The following is a 20,514-nucleotide window of genomic DNA, read 5'->3' as shown; positions in this document are numbered from 1 at the left end:
ACAAACTACAATTAATCGTTGCCGCCGGTAGAGTCGTCGCTGAGCGAGAGGACTGCGAGGAACGCCTTTTGCGGTACTTCCACGGAGCCGATGCTCTTCATGCGCTTCTTACCTTCCTTCTGCTTTTCGAGGAGCTTACGCTTACGGGTGATGTCACCGCCGTAGCACTTGGCAAGCACGTCCTTGCGGACAGCCTTCACTGTCGAGCGGCTGATAATCTTGCCACCGATGGCGCCCTGGATGGCCACGTCGAACTGCTGGCGTGGAATGAGGTCCTTGAGTTTTACGCAGATGGCGTTAGCGTAGGTGTTGGCTTTGTCGCGGTGGATAATCACGGAGAAGGCGTCGACCGGGTCACCATTCAAGAGAATGTCGAGCTTGACGAGGTTGTTGCGCTTGTATTCGCTCGGCGTGTAGTCAAGGCCTGCGTAACCACGGCTCAGAGATTTGAGACGGTCGTAGAAGTCGAACATGATTTCGGCTAGCGGAAGGTCGTACTTGAGGATGACCTTCGTTTCGTCGATGTATTCCATTGTTTCGAACGTGCCGCGCTTTTCTTCGCAAAGCGTCATCATGGCGCCCACGTATTCCTTCGGCGTAAAGATCTGGGCCTTCACGTACGGCTCTTCGATGTAGTCATAGCGGCTAGCGTCGGGGAGCTTGGACGGGCTTTCGATTTTCACCATGGAGCCGTCGCTCATGTAAACGTGATATTCCACGTTCGGCACGGTCGTGATGATGTCCACATTGAATTCGCGGTCCAAACGTTCCTGCACAATTTCCATGTGCAAAAGTCCGAGGAAGCCCGTGCGGAAACCAAAACCGAGCGCTTCGGAAGTTTCCGGTTCCCAGCAAAGGGCGGAGTCGTTGAGGCGGAGCTTTTCGAGGGCTTCGCGCAAATCCTTGTAGTCTTCCGGGTCGATGGGGTAGATACCCGAGTAAATCATCGGGAGCACGTCCTTGTAGCCCGGGAGCGGTTCTTCGGCCGGGTTCGCTGCATCCGTAAGCGTGTCACCGATTTTTACGTCGCTGATGGTCTTCACGTTCGCGAGCACGTAACCGACCATGCCTTCGGTCAGTTCCGGACGCGGGTCGCGGCGCATGCTGAATGTACCGACTTCGGTCACCACATATTCGCCACCCGTCTTCATCATGCGAATCTTCATGCCCGCCTTGAGCGTGCCTTCGACAATGCGAATGTAGTTGATCACACCGCGGTAGGAATCGTAAACGGAGTCGAAAATGAGAGCCTTGAGCGGCTTGCCTGCATCGCCCTTCGGGGCCGGGATTTCGTCGACGATCTTGTCGAGCACCTGTTCCACGTTGAGGCCGGTCTTGGCGGAAATGCGCGGAATTTTGTCCGGATCGTAACCGAGCAAGTCACCGACGAGCTGTGCCACGTGATCGGGCTGGGCGCCCGGAAGGTCTACTTTGTTCAAAACCGGGATGATGGTTAGGTCGTTTTCAATCGCAAGGTAGAGGTTAGAAAGCGTCTGGGCTTCGATGCCCTGGCTTGCATCCACGACGAGGATGGCGCCTTCGCAAGCGGCGAGGGAACGGCTGACTTCGTAGGTGAAGTCCACATGCCCCGGCGTATCGATCATGTTCAAAATGTATTCTTCGCCATCTTTTTCGTAGACCATGCGGATGGCATGAGCCTTGATCGTAATGCCACGTTCGCGTTCCAGGTCCATGTCGTCCAGGAGCTGGTTCATCATTTCGTTCTTGGAAACGGTCTTGGTCAGTTCAATCATTCTGTCGGCCAAGGTGGATTTGCCGTGATCGATGTGGGCGATAATGCTAAAATTGCGAATATTGTTGTTTTGCGGCATATTAAGATGTTGAAGAGTTTTTGCGTAAATATAGAAATCTTGTGCCTGTTTATTGGTATTCGCTGTGAACCCTTTAAAAAAAAACTATATTCTACTGGTACAATCTGTTCTATCTGAACGATATAACTACGGAAGTTACGTTTTGTTTAAAAAGCTCATTATTTGCAGTGCCTTGTGTCTTGCCGCAAATTCTTTTGCCGCAGGTAAAGTTTTCAACAAGGATTACACGGGTGTTTCCCAGATTCTTGCCGAGATTACGACTCATGAGGGTAAAATCGTTGTGGACTTGAACTTCAAGGCTGCTCCGAATACCGTAGCGAACTTTGTAGATCTCGCCAGCTCGGGCTTCTACGATGGTCTTGTGTTCCATCGTGTTATTAACGGTTTCATGATTCAGGGTGGTGACCCGAAGGGTGATGGAACAGGCGATCCTGGTTATACCATTGATGATGAAAAGAATGATCTCAAGCATGAGGCCGGTGTGATTTCTATGGCTAATAAAGGCCCGAATACCGGTGGATCGCAGTTCTTTATTACGCAGCTCCCGCAGCCGCATTTAGACGGTCATCATACTGTGTTTGGTAAGGTCATTGAAGGCCAAGACGTCGTCTGCCGCATTGACCCGTACGATCCGATTTTGAACATTAAAATTGTGGAAAAGAAGTAAATATGAGTTCCAAAAAAGCGACATCTAAGGCGCCTGCAAAGGCGAGTGCTTCTGAAAAGAAATCTGCAAAGTCGGCTCCAGCAAAGAAGCCTGTAGCCAAGGCCGCTGCGGCACCGGCAAAGAAAGCTGCTCCTGCAAAGGCTGCTGCTAAGCCCGCCCCTGCAAAGAAGCCTGCTGCCAAGGCTGCTCCGGCACCGGCAAAGAAAGCCGCTCCTGTAAAGGCTGCTGCTAAGCCTGCTCCTGTTGCCAAGAAGCCTGTCGCCAAAAAGGAAGCTCCTGCTAAGAAGGAACCAGCCAAGGCTGTAAAGGCCGCTCCGGTGAAGGCTCCTGCTGCAAAGCCCGCCAAGGCTGAAGTTTCCAAGCCCGCTCCTGCTAAAAAGGTTGAACCGGCAGTCGTGGCCAAGGCTCCGGCAGCCCCGAAGGCTGTTGAAAAAGTTGAAGAAACTGAAGTGAAAGTTTCTGAAAAGAGTGTTGTCAAGGAACCCGTTAAGGAAGTTTCTGAAAAGGCTCCTGAAAAAGTTGAAGTTGCCGAAAAGGCAGAACCGAAAAAGTCTACCGTGAAGTCTGATTATCCGTATGCTGTTTTGCTTGAAGGTGGTAAGAAGCCTTGCAAGTTCATTATGTTTGTTGAAATTGATGAACAGGAAGAACGCGCTAACAAGAAGAAGGTGTCTTCTGAAATGAAGAACCTCGAAAAGAAGCCGACTTCCGCTATCCGTCACAAGATTTCTCTTGCTGAAGAAACTCAGGAAGAACTGACGGAACGCATCTTGAAGGAACTCGAAGAACAGAACGCTGCTTTCACGCGCGAAGCTGCAACGCAGATTTGCACGCGTTGCAACAAGAATCTTGTTTCTCCGGAATTCTGGGTCGACAAGCATCTCGGCTACTGCGAAGAATGCGCCGCTATTTTGCACTTGGGTCAGTCCAAGGAAGCCCGCAAGGTGGAATACCAGCTGGGCGCCATGGGTGGAGACTCTTTGGATGAAGTGGAGGATGACGATATCGAAGGACCGGACGCAGCAGACCTTAAGGAAGCTGAAGAAGAACTCGCCGATTTCGACGATTAATACGTCAACCTCGAACGAAGGTTCGGGGCTTGGCCCATTCATTAATTGTGTAAAAAAAGCCGAGGCGTTGAACCTCGGTTTTTTTGTTTGAAAAAAAATATTGAATATAAATTAATTAACCTTTCTCATCACGCCGATGACGCGGCCTGCAATAGAGAAGTCTTTCTTGTTGTTCACGATGATGGGCTTGTACTTCGGGTTGGCCGGGCGGAGTTCGACGTGGTCGGCGCTCGGATGATAGTACTTGACTGTTGCTTCGTTATCGATTTGTGCAACGACAATTTCGCCAAGGTCGGCGGTCTTTTGCTGACGAGCGAAAATCAAGTCACCATCGAAGATGCCTGCGTTAATCATGGAATCGCCCTTGACGCGGAGAGCAAACACGTCGCTACGGCAAGCGAGGAAGTCTCGATCTATAGTAACGGTTCCTTCGAGGTTTTGAACGGCGAGAATCGGAGTACCTGCAGCAACACGCCCGACAATAGGAATTTCGATTGTGTTGTTGACGACTTCCTTGCCGGATTCCTTTTCGTCATTTAAGATTTCGATGCCGCGGCTGAGACGCGGAGAGCGGTTGATATAGCCTTTCTTGATGAGGGCAGCGAGAATGGAACGCACTCCGTTCGTCGAAGAAATGTCGAAATGGTTGCCGATTTCGCGAACTGTTGGCGGCATGTGATTTTCTTTAGAATACTTCTTGATGTATTCGTAAATCTCTTCTTGTCTTGCCGTCATTTCTTTGCGTTTTTCGTTTGTATTTTCCATTGTTAGCCTCTCGTCGTAAAGGAATCTGGAATTTCTATGTATAAAATATAATGCACAACTGGGCAAATGTCAATATTTTCACTGCACAAAAGTAAAGTTTTTTGTAAAAAAATGATTTTGTTGAAAAAAAATAATCATGATATTCAAAAATAGGGCTTTTTTTGTTATATTTGGAGCACTTCGGGGTGTAGCTCAGCCTGGTAGAGCGTCTGCTTTGGGAGCAGAATGTCGTCAGTTCGAATCTGGCTACCCCGATACGAAAAAAGGACCCCTCGTGGGTCCTTTTTTCGTATCATAGGTAGCCAGATCAGCTTCACCGAAGGTGAAGCCCGAAGGGCAAGCTGGGAAGTGAGCGAAGCGAAACCGAAGCCAGCGCAGCCAATCTGGCTACCCCTAGCATAAAAACGAAGTGAACGATTTGGCAATCTGGCTACCCCGATACGAAAAAGGACCCCTTGAGGGCCCTTTTTTCGTTTTTGTTCAATTTTTTTAGGTTGAAACTCATTTTTATATATATTCCGTCATAAAAATGATATATTTGATTGTAAATTAATTTTTCCCAACGGGAGTGTCTTATGAGAAAGTTCACAATATGGAAATTGGCCACAACATTGGCATTTCTTGTTTCAATGAACGCCTGTTCGAATTCCTCTTCGCCGGATGATTCGGATGACTACACCGATTCTACATCCTCGAAAAATTCGGATGACGGTAAAAATTCCAACAGTTCTTCAAATACTTGTGATGTTCTCAAGAAGCTTGAACTTGGTGCTCCGACAAATTTCACTGTAACCAAGGAATCCGATTCTCTGTGGCTCCTTTCTTGGGATTATACCCGCAATGAATCGCGTGCCGAAACTAATTTTGAAATTGAATCGTTGAATATGGACGATAAGTCCCCTAAGTGGGAAAGCGAAGGCACGACTAATGCCGACGTTACCATTTACATGCTGAAGGGGGCTAAAAAGGCCGGTAAGTATTACCGTGTTGTTGCTATTGATAAATGCGGTAGGTCTAAAGAAAGCAATCGTCAGCAAATCAAGGCTGACGGAAACGCAACTGAAGATTCTACGACGACTACCGTGACAAGCGATATGCCGACGGATCTTGCTTTGACGCGAATTGCTCCGAGCATTTGGGAACTCAGCTGGAAATACAGTAACTTAAGTGATGATCCGAACAGGTCCTTTGTTATCCAGACTTCCAAGCTCAAGGATTTCAAGTGGAAGAGCATTAAATCCAAGATCGAAGGTAATGTCCGTAACTATTACATTCAGGGACGTGACCAGATTGAAACGTATTATCGCATTGCTGTAGTCAATAGTGGTGATACCTCTGCCTTTACTGAAGCTGTCCAGTTGACTCCGGATGTTGCGTACCGTGATTACATGGCTCTCAATACTCCGACGCCGTCGACTAAGTTTACTTTGTATTATAACACGGGTATTGAGGCGGATAAGGATACTTCTTCGGAAGATAAAGTGTACACAGGCGCTGTAGCGACTTATACAATTACGGAAAACCTCATTAGCAAGTATATCGTTGAATCCGAGTACACGGATACCGTTTATTACGAAGCCCGTTGGTTCACCTCTTTGGAAAATTACAACTACTATAAGGGCAATTGCGAAGGTATGAAGAAGTCCAATAAGTGCGATAGTTGCTATTGGACTGAAACATTCCCGTATCAGGAACCGTCTATTTCGAAGCGCTTTAGTGTCTATGACGATTATGCTGATGCCGAAAAGAAAACGAAAGTCTTTAATGACTGTGCATCCAAATATAAATATACGGCTGAAAACCATGCTAAACTTTATGATCCTGATACGGATCCGGCAGAATGGAAAGCCATTGCTGCAAATGAAGCGAATATGGCGCTATGCCTTGAATCCTATGTCCGTGGAATTTGCGGATACTATGTACAAATTCGTGCTGTCTGGAAGGATAATGCGAATGGTAAGGGCAAGGGCGAAACGGACTGGAGCGAATGGACTCAGCCGTTCAATCTCAGTGACATCAGTGGCGCAGACGACCTCTGCAATACCAAATAAAGTCTAACGATTATTGCAAAAAAAGTCCGACATCGTTGTGATGTGCGGACTTTTTTCATGTCATGCCCACCTGTCATCCCGGACCCCGTTCCGGGAGGGCATCTCCTAATAATTTATTTCAAAAATGCAAAGAAAACGGCGGCGATGATGAACAAGAATGCAACGATGTGATTCCATTGGAGCGTTTCCGTGTGGAACACCGTCACGGCAATCGTTGTGAACACCGTAAGTGAAATGGCTTCTTGAATGATCTTCAATTGCATCAGGCTGAACGGACCGCCATTGATGCGGCTGCCGATGCTGTTTGCGGGAATCATAAAGCAGTATTCAAGGAAGGCAAGGCCCCACGAAGCGAGAATCACGAGAATCAGCGGCCAGTCGGTGCTGATGTGCATTTCTTTGAGTTTGAGGTTGCCGTACCAAGCGAACGTCATGAAAATGTTGGAACAGCAGAGGAGGAGAATTGTAAAAATACCAGCTTTCATAATTTAGTCATTAGCCAATGGTTATTAGTTGTTAGTGTTTTGTCATTGGGGCTTGCCCCATCCAGTTACTTCTGGGTCCGCAATCTATATGGTCTTCCTGTAGAATGTTGGTAGGCGAGGCGTTTGCGTACTTCTTCGAGATACTTGATGTAATTCTCGCTTTGGTAGTCGCGGTACGTCCAGTCAAAAGCGTGAAAATGTCCGTCCTGAAAATAAAGCGTCGGCTCCACGAAAATCCCGCGTTGCATATAAACGCGCTGGCGCTGGTCCTTGGTCGTTGCCAAAAAGAACTGCCCAAGCGTCATGTAGCCCGGATCGAGATTTACAGGGCGCAGTCCCGGAGTTCCGTTTGCTTTTGCAATTTCAAGTTCAATGTCGTTTGTCCAAAGCTTGATATCGACAATTGTTTCGCGGTCCACGAGCTGTTCGTAGCTAAAGAATGCTCGCACCGGAGCCATGCCGATTTCTTCTTTGTAGTAGTTGGTGAATGTGAACGGGAACGGTTCCAAGTTCAGGTCTTCTTCGCCGAAACGCGACTTGAGCACTCCGCGGACCGCTTCTACGGATTCGGCATCTTTTGCGAGAATGCCAACGATGATTTTCACTTTGGCAGGAGTTCTGATTTCACCCATGCGCGCAAATTTAGTAATTTTACGATATGTTTAGAAGTTTATCTTTTTGTGCTTTTCTCGTCTTTGCTCTCTCGTCTGCCTATGCCGAGGCTCCGCGTGTCGTGCCGACAATTCTTGATTCTATTCCGCACGAAAAGTCTCACTTTACGCAGGGGCTCTCGTTTGATGGCAAGGACTTGATTGAAACCACGGGCCAGTATGGGAAATCGGGGCTGTATCGTCGTACGCTCGACGGAAAAATTCTTGATTCCGCACGCATTGAAGATCGTTATTTTGGTGAAGGTTCCGTTGTGCTTGGTGACGAGATTTACTACCTCACGTGGAAATCGCACAAGGCTTTTATTTATTCTCGCAAGCCTTTCAAAAAGAAAGGGGAGTTTCGCATCCCGACCGAAGGCTGGGGACTTACGCTTTGGCGTGACCAGCTTTTGATGAGCAATGGCTCCGATGAACTTTTGCAAATTGCACCGGGTGGCTTTGCTGTGTCGGGGATTATTAAGGTAACCGACGGTCGTTATTCAATTAAGCTTTTGAATGAACTTGAAGTCGTCGGAAATCTTTTGTACGCAAACATCTGGCAAACGGACTTTATTGCTGAAATTGAACTTCCGAGCGGGAAGGTTCTCCGCTACATCGATTTCTCGAAAAAAGCGGGGGAGATTCGCGAAAAATTCCCTGGCGTAGATGTCTTGAACGGCATTGCCTACGACGGCAAGGATTTTTGGATTACCGGCAAGCTCTGGCCGCAAATCTATAAAGTCAAGTTTTAGATGAATCTTGTCATTCCCCTAACGGGGCTTGACTTGTTCGCCTCGGATATAGAAACATGCAAGCATGTTTCTGCATCGCTCGGCTCCGTTGTCATTCCCGGACTCCGTTCCGGGAGGAAATCTCCATCTCGAATCACTTTCCAAGTGCGATCGATTTTTGTATATTTGCGTTGAATCGGGGGTACTCTGGTTTGCTTCGAATAACGCTACTCGCGTTATTCTCACCCTTCGGGCTTTTCGAACGCACGGCGTTCTCAAAGGCTTAAACGCTCCTTAAAGTCGCGTTTAATCGACGGGTCTCAACCAGAGCACCCCCGGTGCAAGCACCGGGGGTGCTCTGGTTTCGACAGGGTTACCGAAGTGTTAGTTGCAAGTCGAGGTCTCAGACGAGGGCAACTCGTTAAAAAGTCTGAAAAAAAATAAGTGCTGACGAAAACTACGCACTCGCTGCCTAATTAACGGCAACGCCGGGCCTCATTCCGCTCCCATCGGGGTGTACGTCCGGACGCAATATGGGATAGGGAAGTGTCATGCCTGGGGGCATCTCCCGAGATTTACTAGGCTGGTCAAACTCCGCGCCGACCTTCTTGGGCGTGGATAAGACGAGATCTTAAATACGAAGGGAACACTTGTAGGAACGTACATGGACGTGATTTTGGACAGGGGTTCGACTCCCCTCACCTCCAGAAAAGAAAAGGGCTCTCCATGAGAGCCCTTTTCTTTTCTGTTTTATAAGAACCGCTCGGCTCTTGTGCAATTGGAAAAATCCATCTTCGCCTCGCTTTCGCGAACACGACCCGTTAATACGGGTCGCTTATCGCTCACAGAAGTAAATTTCAAAAAATCTTTCTAAATTAAATTCAAAAGGAGGTTGTATGGATTGCAGAATCTTAGTTCGCTTTATTGGAGTTCAAGAGGATCTTGATGCTTTGTGGTCCGAATTCATGGAGCATTTCCCAGAGGCCGAACTGCCGAGTGTCGATTCCGGAGAATGGTATTCTGTCGAAGACTACATGACTGATGAATACGAATGCCGTTTCGAAGAACTCCCTGAGTCCGAACTGTATGCGGTCGATGGAACCTTCCTTGTCGAAAACGAACCTCCTGAGGATGTCCTGACTGAAATCCTGGAACGCTTCGAGCGCGTGTATGCCGTGTTCAAGTGGTCTACGATGGATGTTGGCGTGGGCTGCGGAACGAGCGAAGGTTGGGGTGAATTCAATGCAGACCGCGCCGATGACGGTTCTGACGAAGCAAATGAAATCTCCGAAGCCGTGCTAGGTTTCTAAATATTTTTCGAATTGCTTTGTTTTTAAGCTCTTTTCTTGTCTAAAATTTTTCTTGCAATTTCAACATAAAACTTCTAAATTTGGTTTGGGTTGGATTAGGTGTGTGGAGGTTTTATGTTATTTTCTCGTATTTTGCCGCTTTGCATTGCAACGGCTTTCACCACGTCACTTGCTGTTTTGGACTTGCCGAACGCACAGCCTAAAGTCGATGCCGCCTATTGGAACAAGGCTCTTGATAGTACGTGGCAGGGCTTAGTTCGTCGAAATATCCAGCCGTATAGTGCTGGTGCTGGATTGATTCACCGTCCAAAGAGCGAAACCCCGGGCGATGCCGTGAGTGAAGGCGTTGGCTATGGAATGCTTGTCTCGCTTTATGCCAATGATCAGGCTTCGTTCAATAAAATGTGGGAACAAGCAAATACATTGATGTGGAGCAGCTGCTATTACAACTGGCAGATGGGCCCCGATGGAAAAATTACGGGCTTGGGTGCTGCTTCTGATGCCGAGGAAGATGTCGCTTTGGCTTTGATTTTTGCCGACAAGCTTGTGTCTGCGGGTAAGTGGCAGCCGTACACTTCGGCAAAGCTTGGTTCCGATTATAAGGCGCATGCGCAGAAAATTCTCGATTGCATGTGGAGCTCCAAGCAAATTACAAGTAATGGAATTTTGGCTCCGGGTGCAGGCTGGGGTGGTTATGAATTTGTCAATCCGGGGTATTTCTCTCCGGCTTGGTACAAGGTCTTTGCTAAGTTCGATTCCAATGGTGATCGTTGGAATACTGTGGTTGACAAGTCCTACGAAATCATTGCTCTAAGCCCGGGTTACAGCATGGGCATGGTACCGGACTGGATGACTCCAGAAGGCGGCTGGGTTGGTTCTGCCGGTCTTGGCTATAATGCTTATTTTGAAAGCCGCGCCTTTTTCAAGGATGCAATCCGCATTTTGTGGCGTGTCGCTATTGACGCTATCTGGTTTGACGAACAACGCGCAAAGACGTTCCTCAAGAATGCTTTGACGTTTATCAATTCGAAGGGTGGCGCTAAGGCTGCGAACTTCTACCAGATTGAAAATGCTGGCGAACTGTTGCCTGCTGAAGATAAATGGTATGATTTCAACAATTCCAAGGATTCTACGACATGGCGTTACCGCAGTGAACACAGCCATTTGACGATTGGCATGTGGGCAACGGTTGCTATGGCTGTGGGCGAGAAGGCTGACCGAATTGCTTTCAGTGAAGAAATGGGCAAGTTCTATGAAGGTGGCGATTACTTTGGACTTGCAAAGAACGAAACGGACGCGCTCGAAGATACGCTCCATAACGAGATGTATTTTGACCAGTTCCTTGCCTGGTTCGGCACTTCCATGATGAGCGGTGCTTTTGTGAACGTTGTCGATGCCATTGACAATCCGAAGGCGGCAACAGTTGGGGATTCTTCTTCGCTTACGCCTTCGTTAAAGCTTGCGGAAAGACGTCTTGCCGGTATTGCCGGCATGAAGATTAGCCATTTAGATGGCGCTGTGATGATGTCTGTTTCTGAACAGGCTCAGTGGAAAATCTTTGACTTGAACGGCCACGTTGTGGCGACTGCTTCTGGTAAAGATTTCTTTTGGAAGACGCGTGGCCAAAGCGGAATCTATATTGTGAAGGCCGTTGGCCGTAAACAAAGTTATTCTCGCAAGATTACAGTTCGCTAAAGGTGATGCCCCATCAAGTGGGGCATGACACGTTTGACTTTGTCATTCCACTTCGTGGCTTGACTGCTGTGGCTCGGCAATAAGAATGAGTATACTCATTCTTGCTGCGCTCGCCTTGCTTGTCATTCCCCTAACGGGGCTTGACTTGTTCGCCTCGGATATAGAAACATGCAAGCATGTTTCTGCATCACTCGGCTCCTTTGTCATTCCCGCCTCCGAGCGGGAATCTCCTTTCTATTCTACGCAGATATTTTTTCTAGCAATGTATCGCAGATTTCTGCGAGCATTCTCTCGTGCGTACACACTTCGGGCGACACTCCTTCTATTGTCCCCGTCGTGTAGTAGCTCGTGCAGGCGCATTCATGTGCACAGCAGCGGTAGCGAATATCGCACCCCTCGCATTCCTTTTTGTCGTTGTCCAAAAATTCTCGAATCTTGTCGCAAGCCGTCTCGTCAAAGCCGGTGAAAACGTTCCCCTGCACATAGTGGGTGTTTGGGTTTGAGGTGATGAACCGTGTGCAAGGGAACATATTTCCATTCGTGGCGACACCAATGGCTCCATTATATACATGGCACGAATAAAGCCTGTATCGTGAATTGATAAGCGTTATTTTTATTTTGTCGTGAATTGTGCCGAGGAAGAACTTGTCGCCTTTTTCGCGACATGCCCTCCAATATTCTGCCATTTTCTGGTATTGCAAGGCGAGCTTGTCAAAATCTTCGCCTGTCCATTTGCCGTCAAAATCGACACTTGTGGTGAGACTTTGGAATCCCTGTTCGTGCAGCCATTTGACGCTCTCGAAAAGCGTGCTAACATGTGCACGCGTGACTGTGCTCAATGCTACAGCGCCGAGTTTCACGAATTGTGGAATGTGCTTTTCGATGGCCTTGAAACTACCCGTATTGCTGACTGTGCGGCGGGCGATATCGTGATGGTATTCTGGCCCGTCGAGCGAAAGGTAAATGCGGAACTTTTCGCGCTCGCAAAAGTCAAAGAACTCGTCGTCAAAAAGCGTGCCGTTGGTGTTGACGGCAAATTGCAACCTAAAATTTTTAGAAATTTTGCCATTGTCCATCGCGTTATCGACAACCGCCTTTGCGAATTCGACACCTTTATAAATTGCGTCTCTTTGCAAAAGCGGCTCCCCCCCAAAGAACGTGATGTTTAAGTACGACTGCCTAAAGAAAATCGTGCGGTCGAGCGCAATTTTAATCGCCTGCTCGAGAGTCGCATCGTCCATGACCGTTTTGCGGTCCGCTTGCGATTCCTTGTAATAGCAGTAGGTACAACGTAAATTACATTGCTCTGTAAGGCAAAGAACTAAGTTCATGCTTGAATGTCATCTTGTTCGAACGTGGTCACCATGCTGACCATCTGGCATCTCGGGTCTTTAGGGTCGTCGCACATGTAAATTTGCGGGCAGAGCGGGTCGTTGTGTTGGCAACGCCAATCATCAATACATTTTTGATCGTCTGGAGCGCAATCACCGTAGGGAGTCTGTTCCGAAGAACTGCTAGATTCGTTTGCGGACGATGTCGGCGTGGTGTCGGAAGAACTGCTGCTTACATCCAGATCTTCTTCGTACGGCGGGAGAATGCCCGCTTCTATAATTGGCTCGTAAGACGAACTGCTAGGTTTTTCGACGGACGATGACGAATAAGTGTGAGGGATGCCTGCTGAGATTATTGAAGAACTGCTTTTGGGCAGTTTTGCAGAAGAAAGCGCTTCAATGGCTTCGCTGCTGAGGTGTTCGCCGCTTGAAGAAATGTCGGTATAGCTGGAACTGCTGAATTGTTCTCCGCATGCAGTTTCACCGCATGTCGGTTCAGGCTCTTGCTTTTTGTTGTCATCGCTTGTTGCAGACATGCTGTCATCGCAGGCTGTTGCGCCGATGGATGCTGCAATTCCGAGTGCGGCTGCGACTGCACTTTTGGTAAAATGGCTCAATTTTGAGCTTTTAACGACTTTTTTCTTCTCGATTTTCATGGTTACTCCAGGCTACAAAATTCAATTAGGACAAGTCAAGCATTTCGTATGTGGAAACCATGCTTGCTATCATACCGCGATCGTCATCATGGCACATGATGACATGAATTCCTGTGGAATCTACAGTTTCGCACATCCTTGGATATGGAGGGACTACAGTATCACTTGAAGAACTGCGAACGTGTTCTACAAATGTACTGCTGGAACTTTCGGATGAACTGCTGACGGCTTTTTCTGAGGAGCTAATGGGCGTTTCTGAAGAAGAACTGGCGAGATTTTCTGAAGAACTGCTCGGCGATTGTACAGATGAAGAAGAATGCGCTTCGATGGCTTCGCTGCTGAGGCGTTCGTGGCTTAGCGGAATATCTGCTACAGAGGAGCTGGACGTGTTTTCTGGACTTTTTGGGGTGTTGTTGTCTGGTTCGATTGGGCCTGCAACTGGACTGCTTTCGGCATCGTCTAAACAACCGCTCATCAAAATGGCGGACATGCCAAGCAACGAGGCTACCCCTGCCTTAGTGGCTTTGGATAAACGTGAATTTCCGATAACTTTCTTCTTCTCGATTTTCATAAAAATCTCCTTCAACCATAACACTCTATCTTAATATAGTTTGTTTTGGAATATAAAATGCAATTTTGGGCTGTTTTTATGAATAGCGCTGAACGATTTTGTTGCATCCGTTGCATATAGAGGGGGCAAAAGAAAAACGCTCGGTTTCCCGAGCGTCTTTATCGTAATTGTCAATTCGTCATCCTGACACCGAAGGTGGAAGACAACTCAGAAGGCGAGTGTTGCGACCATGCTTGCATGGGCATAACCGAGCCAAAGAGTTGGGGCGTAGCCCCATCTAGTTAAGTTTTATTACAAGATATAACTGGATTGACGCTTCGCGTCCGAGGCTTCGGCTCAGAAATAGGTTTGCGAGCAACCTGCTTCATTCGCTTCGCTCTCATTTCTTCGGGCTTTGCCCTCAGAATGACGTGCTACGTCTTGTCTTCACCGCGGAGCATGATGACCTTGCCCGTGCGGATGTATTCCACGATTTCAAACTTCTGCAACAAGCTCTTGAGCGTATCGACCTTCGTGCTGTTGCCCGTAATCTGGATAATCATGGAAGTCATCGTCATGTCCACCGTGTTGGCATGGAAATGGTCGCAAAGCTGCAAAATTTCGGTGCGCTGTTCTGCAGTGCAACGAACCTTGATGAGGGCTAGTTCCTTTTCCACAGCGTCCGTACCGGTATGGTCCTTGGCCTGAACCACGTCCACGAGCTTTTCGAGCTGCTTGATGATTTGCATCAAGATTTCGGGATTGCCATGAGCGATGATGTTCATGCGGCTGAAGTTCGGGTCGAGCGTGGGGGAGACGACGAGAGAATCGATGTTGTAGCCACGGCGGGAGAACACGAGTGCAATACGCACGAGCACGCCCGGGCGGTTTGCCACTAACAAGCTAATAGAATGTGCAATATCTTTCATTTTCTAATTCTCCTATTACGTCGATCCGGTGGGTTTTTCGAGCTGCGTCTTCGGCTGTTCGGTGATCATGCTTGTGATCGGAGCGCCTGCCGGAATCATCGGGAACACGTTGTCTTCCTTTTCGCATTCGCAGTGGATGAGAATCGGGCCGTCGTTGTAGTCCAAAGCCTTCTGGATCACGCGTTCAGCGTCTGCCGGGCGCTTGATACGGAGACCCGGGATGCCGTAAGCTTCAGCGAGCTTCACGAAGTCCGGGTTGCCTCTCATGTCCACGCTGGAATAGCGGTGGTCATAGAAGAGTTCCTGCCACTGGCGCACCATGCCGAGGTATTTGTTGTCCATCACGAAAATCTTGATGGGAAGCTTGTGGATGGCTGCCGTTGCAAGTTCTGCTTCGGTCATCTGGAAACCACCGTCACCGCTGAAGCTGCAAACCGGCCAACCGGTTTCGTTACCGAATGCGGCACCGATAGCAGCCGGGAAGCCAAAGCCCATCGTGCCTGCGCCACCGCTGGAGTGGAGCTGACGCGGATAGTTGATGTGGAAGAATTGTGCGACCCACATCTGGTGCTGGCCCACGTCCGTAGTGACAATAGCCTTGCCCTGCGTAAGTTCGCTCACGGTAGCAACGATGTGCTGCATACGGAGGCCACCCTGCTTGGCGTAGGTGAGCGGGTAGCGCTTCTTCCAGGTCTGGCAAGTCTTGATCCAGTCGGCGGTATCAAGCTTGTTCACCATCGGGAGGAGCTGTTCCAAGACGAGCTTCGCGTCACCGCACATGAACACATCCGGCTGCAACACCTTGCCTTCTTCGGCAGGGTCGATGTCGATGTGCATCTTCACGGCGTTCTTGCAGAATTCGCTGAGCTTACCTGTAATGCGGTCGTCCCAACGGCTACCGATCGAAAGGATCAAGTCGCATTCGAGGACAGCCTTGTTGGCGTAAATTGTACCGTGCATGCCGAGCATGCCGAGAGAAAGTTCGTGGTCGGTCGGGAATGCACCGAGGCCAAGCATTGTGCAGCAAACCGGAGCGCCGAGCTTTTCGGCAAGTTCCTTCACTTGGCGGTGTGCGCCAGAAATCATGGCACCGTGGCCCACGAGCAAAAGCGGCTTCTTGGAATTCTTGAGGTATTCCGCGGCCTTTTCGACGCTTTCAGTAGAAGCGTAGGTCGGAATCTTATAACCCGGAAGGTCCATCTGGTCCGTGAACGGAGCGGTGCAGGGGCCTGCAGTCACGTCCTTCGGAAGGTCGATAAGCACCGGGCCCGGACGGCCGGAACGTGCGATGTGGAAAGCTTCCTTCATCACGCGCGGGAGGTCGTTCGTGTCCTTCACCAAGTAAGAATGCTTCACGGTTGCAAATGTCATACCGCTAGTATCGCATTCCTGGAAGGCGTCCTTGCCCAAGTTCGGAGTCGTCGTCTGTGCCGTGAGCACGACGATCGGGCTAGAATCCATGAGAGCTGTATAAATACCTGTAAACGTGTTCGTTGCACCCGGACCGCTAGTGACAAGAGCTACACCGACCTTACCGGTCTGGCGGGCATAACCGTCAGCCATGTGGGTTGCGCCCTGTTCATGACGGCTGAGCACAACTTTGATGCTGGAGTCGAGGATGGCATCGAACATCGGAATGGCCGATCCACCGGGATAGCCGAAAATTGTATCAACGCCTTCACGCTTGAGGCATTCGATAATCACTTCGGCACCACTTAAGGTCTTGTTTGCCATAATTTTTCCTGTCTTTTAAAGAATAGATGAAAATTTAGATGGATTGAAATATAGGAGTATTTTAATGTGGTGGCAAGAGGTGAAAACCGTACTTTGTGAAAATTTTTGCAATTTTTGGTGAAATTTTTTGATTTTTAAAGTCTGAAAAATGTAAAAATTGACGATTTCTGTTAAAAGTTTGAATTTGATGAATTGTGGTAAAGTAAAAATTGAAGATTTTTGAGCTAAAATTTGTTGTTTGGCTCATTTTGTATCCAAAATAATGTGAAATTTTTGGCGAGTGTGCGAAAAATATATCCGAGAACGGATTTGCCCCGCAAATGTCTGACAACAAGAACCCAAAACTAATAACTAATGACAATTGACTAATGACCAATGGCTAAAGACTAGTCTTGTTCTAAATCTCTCACCATAAAATTTTCTAATTTGTAATTATGATTAAAAAGATTTTTCTCTCGCTGATTCTTGCGGCTGCATTCGTGTTTGCCGCCGACCCGATCACCATTGAAGGGCGTTTGACCGAAATTCCGGGCAAAATGCCGAGCAATGACTTATATAGCTATGTCTATGTATTTAAGTACAAGGTCTCGAAAGTTGTTTCGGGCAAGCTCGACGCTAAGGAAGTTCTCGTGGGCGTCTATAACCCGCTCATCGCCCGTGGCAAGGTCAAGGACAAGATGGCGGACAAGTCCAAGGGCAATGTTGGTGAATTCAAGGCCAAGGCAAAACATACGCTCAAGCTCATCCCGCTTGAAGGCAACTGGGACGGTGCAGTCGAAGATGAATACTTTGACGATGAATCCCCGCGCTACCTCGCAATTGAAGTGAATGAGTAATTAATGGTCTTCTCTTCCCAGATTTTCCTTTTCTACTTCTTGCCGACGTTTTTGGTTGGCTACTTTGTTCTCTTCAAGCTCGGGGCTAAGCATTCGTTCCTGAACTTGTTCATTACCATCTTCAGTTACGTTTTTTACGGCTGGCTCGAACCGTGGCTCGTGTTCCTCATGTTCGGCTGTACGCTCGTGGTGTACGTAGCTGGGCGGTTCATCTCGGCGCCGAATGCAAGTTCCATGCAGCGTAAGGTTGCCCTGTGGACTGCAATTGCGGTGAATCTCGGGGCGCTCGGGTTCTTCAAGTATTACATGTTCGGCATGGGGATCGTGAACGATTTTGCGGCCATGCTCGGCTGTGAGCCTTTCTCGATTATGACGGTTCTTTTGCCGGTGGGCATTTCGTTCTACTCGTTCCAGTCCATGAGTTATGCGATTGACGTTTATCGCGGTTCCGCTCCTCCGGTCAAGAACTTTGCGACATTCGCATGCTACGTGGCGCTTTTCCCGCAGCTTGTGGCAGGCCCGATTGTGCGTTACAATACGGTCGCCGAAGAACTTGAAACCCGCACGCATACGCTTGAAAATTTTGTGCGTGGCATCCTGTTTTTCTGCTTTGGCTTTACCGAAAAAATCTTCCTTGCAAACCAGGTGGGCATTATCGCAGACCGCGTTTTTGCGGCTGATGCTCCGGGCGTCATCAATAGTTGGTGGGGCTCGCTTGCCTACATGTTCCAGATTTACTTTGACTTCTCGGCGTATTCTAATATGGCGATTGGTCTTGGACTTATGCTCGGGTTTCATTTTCCGCGCAACTTCAATGGCCCGTACCGCTCTGTTAGCATTACGGACTTCTGGAAGCGCTGGCATATCTCGCTCACGAGTTGGTTCCGCGATTACCTGTACATTCCGCTGGGTGGCAACCGCGTGCCGACGGGTCGCATGTACTTCAACCTTTTCCTCGTGATGTTCGTGAGTGGCGTTTGGCATGGCGCAAACTGGACGTTCGTGTGCTGGGGCCTTTATCACGCCTTCTTCATGATTGTGGAACGTGCAAACAACAAGAATGCCTGGTACTACAAGGCTCCTCGCGTGGTGCAAATCCTTTTGACGCAGGTGATTGTGCTCTTTGGCTGGGTGCTGTTCCGTGCGGATTCTATTGGCGATGCTGTCCGCATGTGGAAGAATATGATTGGGCTTGGCGCAACGGCTGCTTCCGACGTGATTTTATCTGCTGAAATTTTCACGCCGACATGCGTTGTGTTCATGTTGCTGGCGGGTTTACTTTCGTTCTGGAAGTTCCGCAGTTACGATTGGTGCATTGACGTTTCTTTCAAAAAGTCGCTCATTGCGCTTGGCTTGTTTATTTTGGCAACGCTTGCGCTCTTTACCCAGAGTTACAACCCGTTCCTTTATTTCCAGTTCTAGTTATGAAAATAAAAAAAGTCTTTCTCTTGCTTTCTATGGCGGCTGGAGTTGCCTTTGCTGATCCGATTCCAACAGAAGCTTTAACTCAGGGCGGTCTCCAGATGCGTGACCGCCAACTCCGTGATATCGGCCTTGTGATGCGCGGTGGGCGAGGTGGCTTTGTCGATATCGGCTACACTTATACGCCTTCGTCTGAACAGTTGCAGTTGCAAAGCAAGTACGGCGTCCACGATGGTTTTGCCTTCAGGCACCATTATGGTATTTTCGGTAGCTGGGTCCTGGACTCCATTTCTCATTTGGGATTCCTCACATGGTTTGACCGAGCTGGTTGGGACACTCAGGACTTTTTCTTCATTCCGCACAATGGCGAACCGGCGCACATTTCATCGGCGTTGACATGGGGCTTTTCTTACACGAATACGGCGTATGATTTTACGGTTGCATTGGGTATGCAGCATCAGAATCTGGAACAGGCTTCGAGACGTTTTTACCCTGTGGAAAGCGATTCTATGCTCTTCTATTGGGGGCATGCTCGCTATAAGAATGTGAGCTTCCAGGGGAGTTTCTATCGCAATACGTTCCAGACGCTTCGCTTCTCTTTGGATTTGGAATCTCGAGAACTTTATGGCGGTGTAGGGAGTGGCTACAAAACTTATTTGCCTAACTTGAGTGCGACTGTTTATCGCCGTAAGAATAATGATGATGACGATAACTTTGTCCGTTTGAACTGGGAACAGAATCTTTACAAACAAACTGTTTATGCGGATGTCGCTTATGACTTCCCGAAAGGCGGTTTCCATTCGGCGACTTTGAAGTATTATCCGGACCCTTCGCGTTTGATGGGCTTTGAAGCGTCTTGCTTGCGCCGTAATGAAATTGGCGGCTCTAGGGAATTGCTTTGGGGTGGTGCCATTGATATATTTGTCCTTCGTCTTGCTTATAATTCTGCCTTTGACTACGACAACATGTTCCGTGCTAAGGGTACGTTTATTGCCGAATTCCACATTGACTTGGGTGCTTTTGAAGGCAAGTTCTTTGGTCGCGGTGCTGCAAAGGCGGCTCCGATGGAAACATCACAAAAGAGCTATGACTTGAACAAGTTTATGAAGCTTCGGGCGGAACAGCAGAAGATGGTAAATCCGACGGTGGATGCCCAGGGCAATAAGGTGATTGAAGCGAAGGGAATTCGCTACGAAAAAGTGGATGCAACTCAGGGAGGTCACTAATGAAGTATTTGCGTTTATTCCTTTGTCTGGTTGTATTTTCTTTGACGGCTTGCATGAGCCATGTGTTTATTGATACGACGACCAGGCTCCAGGTCGAAAACAAGACGGATGTCACGATTTTGGGGGTCGATATTATTTCTGAAGACGGAACGTCTGTTCAGCCGTGGATTCGCGATGCAATTGAACCGGGCGAAAAGAGCAAGGTTGTCGAAGAAGATTGGGTCGGAACGTTTAAGGTCCGCGTTCGCTTTGACAAGTGGGATGGCAAGTTGCTTGCGAGTATAGGTAAGTTTTGTGCATATAGCTCGACCAGTAGAGTGTACGATGTTTTAGCCAAACAAGGCGAACCGAATGTTTTTGAAAAAGAAGTAAAAGGCTGCGGCGAAGAAGATGTTCACATGATCTATTCTGAAACAACGCTTGACTTCGAAGGCGGCAGTCAGCACCTCATTGTATCTCAAGACGAAGATGGGAATGTTGCGTTTAAGTTGAAGTAGACTGTTAACGTCATCCTGAACGGTAGTGAAGGATCCAGTAAAGTCTAGTCTCATGAAATGACCGCCTACTTCCTACT

General features: G+C 48.4%; 19 protein-coding genes, 1 tRNA gene and 1 other RNA gene. 12 read left to right on the top strand and 9 right to left on the bottom strand.

Annotation, left to right across the window (positions count from 1 at the left end; genetic code table 11):
* Positions 1 to 11: 11 nt before the first annotated feature.
* Positions 12 to 1,832: a translation elongation factor 4 gene (gene lepA, locus B7991_RS00275; protein WP_088629084.1), complete on the bottom strand. Its 1,821-nt coding sequence runs from the start codon at positions 1,830 to 1,832 to the stop codon at positions 12 to 14.
* Positions 1,833 to 1,974: 142 nt separating this feature from the next.
* Here lepA and B7991_RS00270 point away from each other — a divergent pair, with 142 nt between their 5' ends.
* Together B7991_RS00270 and B7991_RS14720 are read left to right on the top strand one after the other, a co-directional pair.
* Positions 1,975 to 2,499 carry a peptidylprolyl isomerase gene (locus tag B7991_RS00270; RefSeq protein WP_088629083.1) on the top strand — a complete coding sequence of 175 codons (525 nt, stop codon included), beginning with the start codon at positions 1,975 to 1,977 and terminating at the stop codon, positions 2,497 to 2,499.
* A 2-nt stretch (positions 2,500 to 2,501) separates the two neighbouring features.
* Complete coding sequence (locus tag B7991_RS14720; protein WP_176421730.1) at positions 2,502 to 3,569, top strand: hypothetical protein; 1,068 nt, start codon at positions 2,502 to 2,504, stop codon at positions 3,567 to 3,569.
* Positions 3,570 to 3,680: 111 nt separating this feature from the next.
* On the opposite strand, the gene lexA is transcribed toward B7991_RS14720, so the two are convergent.
* Complete coding sequence (lexA, locus tag B7991_RS00255; protein WP_088629080.1) at positions 3,681 to 4,334, bottom strand: transcriptional repressor LexA; 654 nt, start codon at positions 4,332 to 4,334, stop codon at positions 3,681 to 3,683.
* A 181-nt stretch (positions 4,335 to 4,515) separates the two neighbouring features.
* Here lexA and B7991_RS00250 point away from each other — a divergent pair.
* Positions 4,516 to 4,589 (top strand) — tRNA-Pro (locus B7991_RS00250).
* A gap of 320 nt (positions 4,590 to 4,909) precedes the next feature.
* The gene (locus B7991_RS00245) at positions 4,910 to 6,385 is read left to right on the top strand and encodes a fibronectin type III domain-containing protein (protein WP_141099812.1); all 1,476 of its coding nucleotides are present in this window, start codon (positions 4,910 to 4,912) and stop codon (positions 6,383 to 6,385) included.
* 113 nt (positions 6,386 to 6,498) lie between these two features.
* Here B7991_RS00245 and B7991_RS00240 read toward each other — a convergent pair whose 3' ends face one another.
* On the bottom strand, positions 6,499 to 6,870 hold the full coding sequence (locus B7991_RS00240; protein ID WP_088629078.1) for a DMT family protein: 372 nt from the start codon (positions 6,868 to 6,870) through the stop codon (positions 6,499 to 6,501).
* A gap of 65 nt (positions 6,871 to 6,935) precedes the next feature.
* Positions 6,936 to 7,502, bottom strand: coding sequence for a DUF4416 family protein (locus B7991_RS00235; RefSeq protein WP_088629077.1), 567 nt, complete (start codon positions 7,500 to 7,502; stop codon positions 6,936 to 6,938).
* Between the two features lie 26 nt (positions 7,503 to 7,528).
* Here B7991_RS00235 and B7991_RS00230 point away from each other — a divergent pair, with 26 nt between their 5' ends.
* The 4 genes from B7991_RS00230 to B7991_RS00215 all read left to right on the top strand — a co-directional run bounded on the left by B7991_RS00230 (position 7,529) and on the right by B7991_RS00215 (position 11,256).
* The gene (locus tag B7991_RS00230) at positions 7,529 to 8,272 is read left to right on the top strand and encodes a glutaminyl-peptide cyclotransferase (protein WP_235002959.1); all 744 of its coding nucleotides are present in this window, start codon (positions 7,529 to 7,531) and stop codon (positions 8,270 to 8,272) included.
* A gap of 328 nt (positions 8,273 to 8,600) precedes the next feature.
* Positions 8,601 to 8,961, top strand: a transfer-messenger RNA (tmRNA) gene (gene ssrA, locus B7991_RS00225).
* 186 nt (positions 8,962 to 9,147) lie between these two features.
* A complete protein-coding gene (locus B7991_RS00220) occupies positions 9,148 to 9,561 on the top strand; it encodes a hypothetical protein (RefSeq protein WP_088629076.1) in 414 nt (137 codons plus the stop codon).
* 114 nt (positions 9,562 to 9,675) lie between these two features.
* Positions 9,676 to 11,256: a glycosyl hydrolase family 8 gene (locus B7991_RS00215; RefSeq protein ID WP_088629075.1), complete on the top strand. Its 1,581-nt coding sequence runs from the start codon at positions 9,676 to 9,678 to the stop codon at positions 11,254 to 11,256.
* A 239-nt stretch (positions 11,257 to 11,495) separates the two neighbouring features.
* On the opposite strand, the gene B7991_RS00210 is transcribed toward B7991_RS00215, so the two are convergent.
* From B7991_RS00210 to ilvB, 5 genes are all read right to left on the bottom strand, one after another.
* Positions 11,496 to 12,587, bottom strand: a complete 1,092-nt coding sequence (locus B7991_RS00210; RefSeq protein ID WP_088629074.1) for a radical SAM protein — start codon at positions 12,585 to 12,587, stop codon at positions 11,496 to 11,498.
* On the bottom strand, positions 12,584 to 13,243 hold the full coding sequence (locus tag B7991_RS00205) for a hypothetical protein (RefSeq protein WP_088629073.1): 660 nt from the start codon (positions 13,241 to 13,243) through the stop codon (positions 12,584 to 12,586). Before B7991_RS00205 ends, B7991_RS00210 begins: the two co-directional genes overlap by 4 nt.
* 25 nt (positions 13,244 to 13,268) lie before the next feature.
* Entirely contained in the window at positions 13,269 to 13,814 is a 546-nt protein-coding gene (locus B7991_RS14600) for a hypothetical protein (protein WP_141099811.1), read from the bottom strand.
* A 413-nt stretch (positions 13,815 to 14,227) separates the two neighbouring features.
* Positions 14,228 to 14,722 (bottom strand): acetolactate synthase small subunit, encoded by a 495-nt coding sequence (ilvN, locus tag B7991_RS00195; RefSeq protein WP_088629071.1) that lies wholly within the window; start codon positions 14,720 to 14,722, stop codon positions 14,228 to 14,230.
* A gap of 15 nt (positions 14,723 to 14,737) precedes the next feature.
* Positions 14,738 to 16,456: a biosynthetic-type acetolactate synthase large subunit gene (gene ilvB, locus B7991_RS00190; protein WP_014547308.1), complete on the bottom strand. Its 1,719-nt coding sequence runs from the start codon at positions 16,454 to 16,456 to the stop codon at positions 14,738 to 14,740.
* A gap of 434 nt (positions 16,457 to 16,890) precedes the next feature.
* Between ilvB and B7991_RS00185 the strand changes: the two genes are divergently transcribed.
* Genes B7991_RS00185 through B7991_RS00170 form a run of 4 tightly spaced genes read left to right on the top strand, consistent with a single transcriptional unit; the run spans position 16,891 to position 20,437 of the window.
* Positions 16,891 to 17,292: a hypothetical protein gene (locus B7991_RS00185; protein ID WP_088629070.1), complete on the top strand. Its 402-nt coding sequence runs from the start codon at positions 16,891 to 16,893 to the stop codon at positions 17,290 to 17,292.
* 3 nt (positions 17,293 to 17,295) lie between these two features.
* Positions 17,296 to 18,714 (top strand): MBOAT family protein, encoded by a 1,419-nt coding sequence (locus B7991_RS00180; RefSeq protein WP_088629069.1) that lies wholly within the window; start codon positions 17,296 to 17,298, stop codon positions 18,712 to 18,714.
* A gap of 2 nt (positions 18,715 to 18,716) precedes the next feature.
* The gene (locus tag B7991_RS00175) at positions 18,717 to 19,940 is read left to right on the top strand and encodes a hypothetical protein (protein ID WP_088629068.1); all 1,224 of its coding nucleotides are present in this window, start codon (positions 18,717 to 18,719) and stop codon (positions 19,938 to 19,940) included.
* The gene (locus B7991_RS00170; RefSeq protein WP_088629067.1) at positions 19,940 to 20,437 is read left to right on the top strand and encodes a hypothetical protein; all 498 of its coding nucleotides are present in this window, start codon (positions 19,940 to 19,942) and stop codon (positions 20,435 to 20,437) included. The genes B7991_RS00175 and B7991_RS00170 overlap by 1 nt, the downstream gene beginning before the upstream one ends.
* The last annotated feature ends 77 nt before the right edge of the window (positions 20,438 to 20,514 follow it).

The sequence above is a fragment of the Fibrobacter sp. UWB3 genome, assembly GCF_002210405.1.
Taxonomy (GTDB): domain Bacteria; phylum Fibrobacterota; class Fibrobacteria; order Fibrobacterales; family Fibrobacteraceae; genus Fibrobacter.
The sequence above is the reverse complement of the archived record's forward strand: the minus strand, read 5'-3'. Positions and strand labels throughout refer to the sequence as shown.

Coding starts and splice junctions, on each gene's coding strand:
- lexA (WP_088629080.1), bottom strand. CDS start 4,334: ATGGAAAATACAAACGAAAAACGCAAAGAAATGACGGCAAGACAAGAA.
- B7991_RS00220 (WP_088629076.1), top strand. CDS start 9,148: ATGGATTGCAGAATCTTAGTTCGCTTTATTGGAGTTCAAGAGGATCTT.
- lepA (WP_088629084.1), bottom strand. CDS start 1,832: ATGCCGCAAAACAACAATATTCGCAATTTTAGCATTATCGCCCACATC.
- B7991_RS00175 (WP_088629068.1), top strand. CDS start 18,717: ATGAAAATAAAAAAAGTCTTTCTCTTGCTTTCTATGGCGGCTGGAGTT.
- B7991_RS00210 (WP_088629074.1), bottom strand. CDS start 12,587: ATGAACTTAGTTCTTTGCCTTACAGAGCAATGTAATTTACGTTGTACC.
- B7991_RS00215 (WP_088629075.1), top strand. CDS start 9,676: ATGTTATTTTCTCGTATTTTGCCGCTTTGCATTGCAACGGCTTTCACC.
- B7991_RS00170 (WP_088629067.1), top strand. CDS start 19,940: ATGAAGTATTTGCGTTTATTCCTTTGTCTGGTTGTATTTTCTTTGACG.
- B7991_RS00235 (WP_088629077.1), bottom strand. CDS start 7,502: ATGGGTGAAATCAGAACTCCTGCCAAAGTGAAAATCATCGTTGGCATT.
- B7991_RS00185 (WP_088629070.1), top strand. CDS start 16,891: ATGATTAAAAAGATTTTTCTCTCGCTGATTCTTGCGGCTGCATTCGTG.
- B7991_RS00205 (WP_088629073.1), bottom strand. CDS start 13,243: ATGAAAATCGAGAAGAAAAAAGTCGTTAAAAGCTCAAAATTGAGCCAT.
- B7991_RS00180 (WP_088629069.1), top strand. CDS start 17,296: ATGGTCTTCTCTTCCCAGATTTTCCTTTTCTACTTCTTGCCGACGTTT.
- B7991_RS14600 (WP_141099811.1), bottom strand. CDS start 13,814: ATGAAAATCGAGAAGAAGAAAGTTATCGGAAATTCACGTTTATCCAAA.
- B7991_RS00245 (WP_141099812.1), top strand. CDS start 4,910: ATGAGAAAGTTCACAATATGGAAATTGGCCACAACATTGGCATTTCTT.
- B7991_RS14720 (WP_176421730.1), top strand. CDS start 2,502: ATGAGTTCCAAAAAAGCGACATCTAAGGCGCCTGCAAAGGCGAGTGCT.
- B7991_RS00240 (WP_088629078.1), bottom strand. CDS start 6,870: ATGAAAGCTGGTATTTTTACAATTCTCCTCCTCTGCTGTTCCAACATT.
- ilvB (WP_014547308.1), bottom strand. CDS start 16,456: ATGGCAAACAAGACCTTAAGTGGTGCCGAAGTGATTATCGAATGCCTC.
- B7991_RS00230 (WP_235002959.1), top strand. CDS start 7,529: ATGTTTAGAAGTTTATCTTTTTGTGCTTTTCTCGTCTTTGCTCTCTCG.
- ilvN (WP_088629071.1), bottom strand. CDS start 14,722: ATGAAAGATATTGCACATTCTATTAGCTTGTTAGTGGCAAACCGCCCG.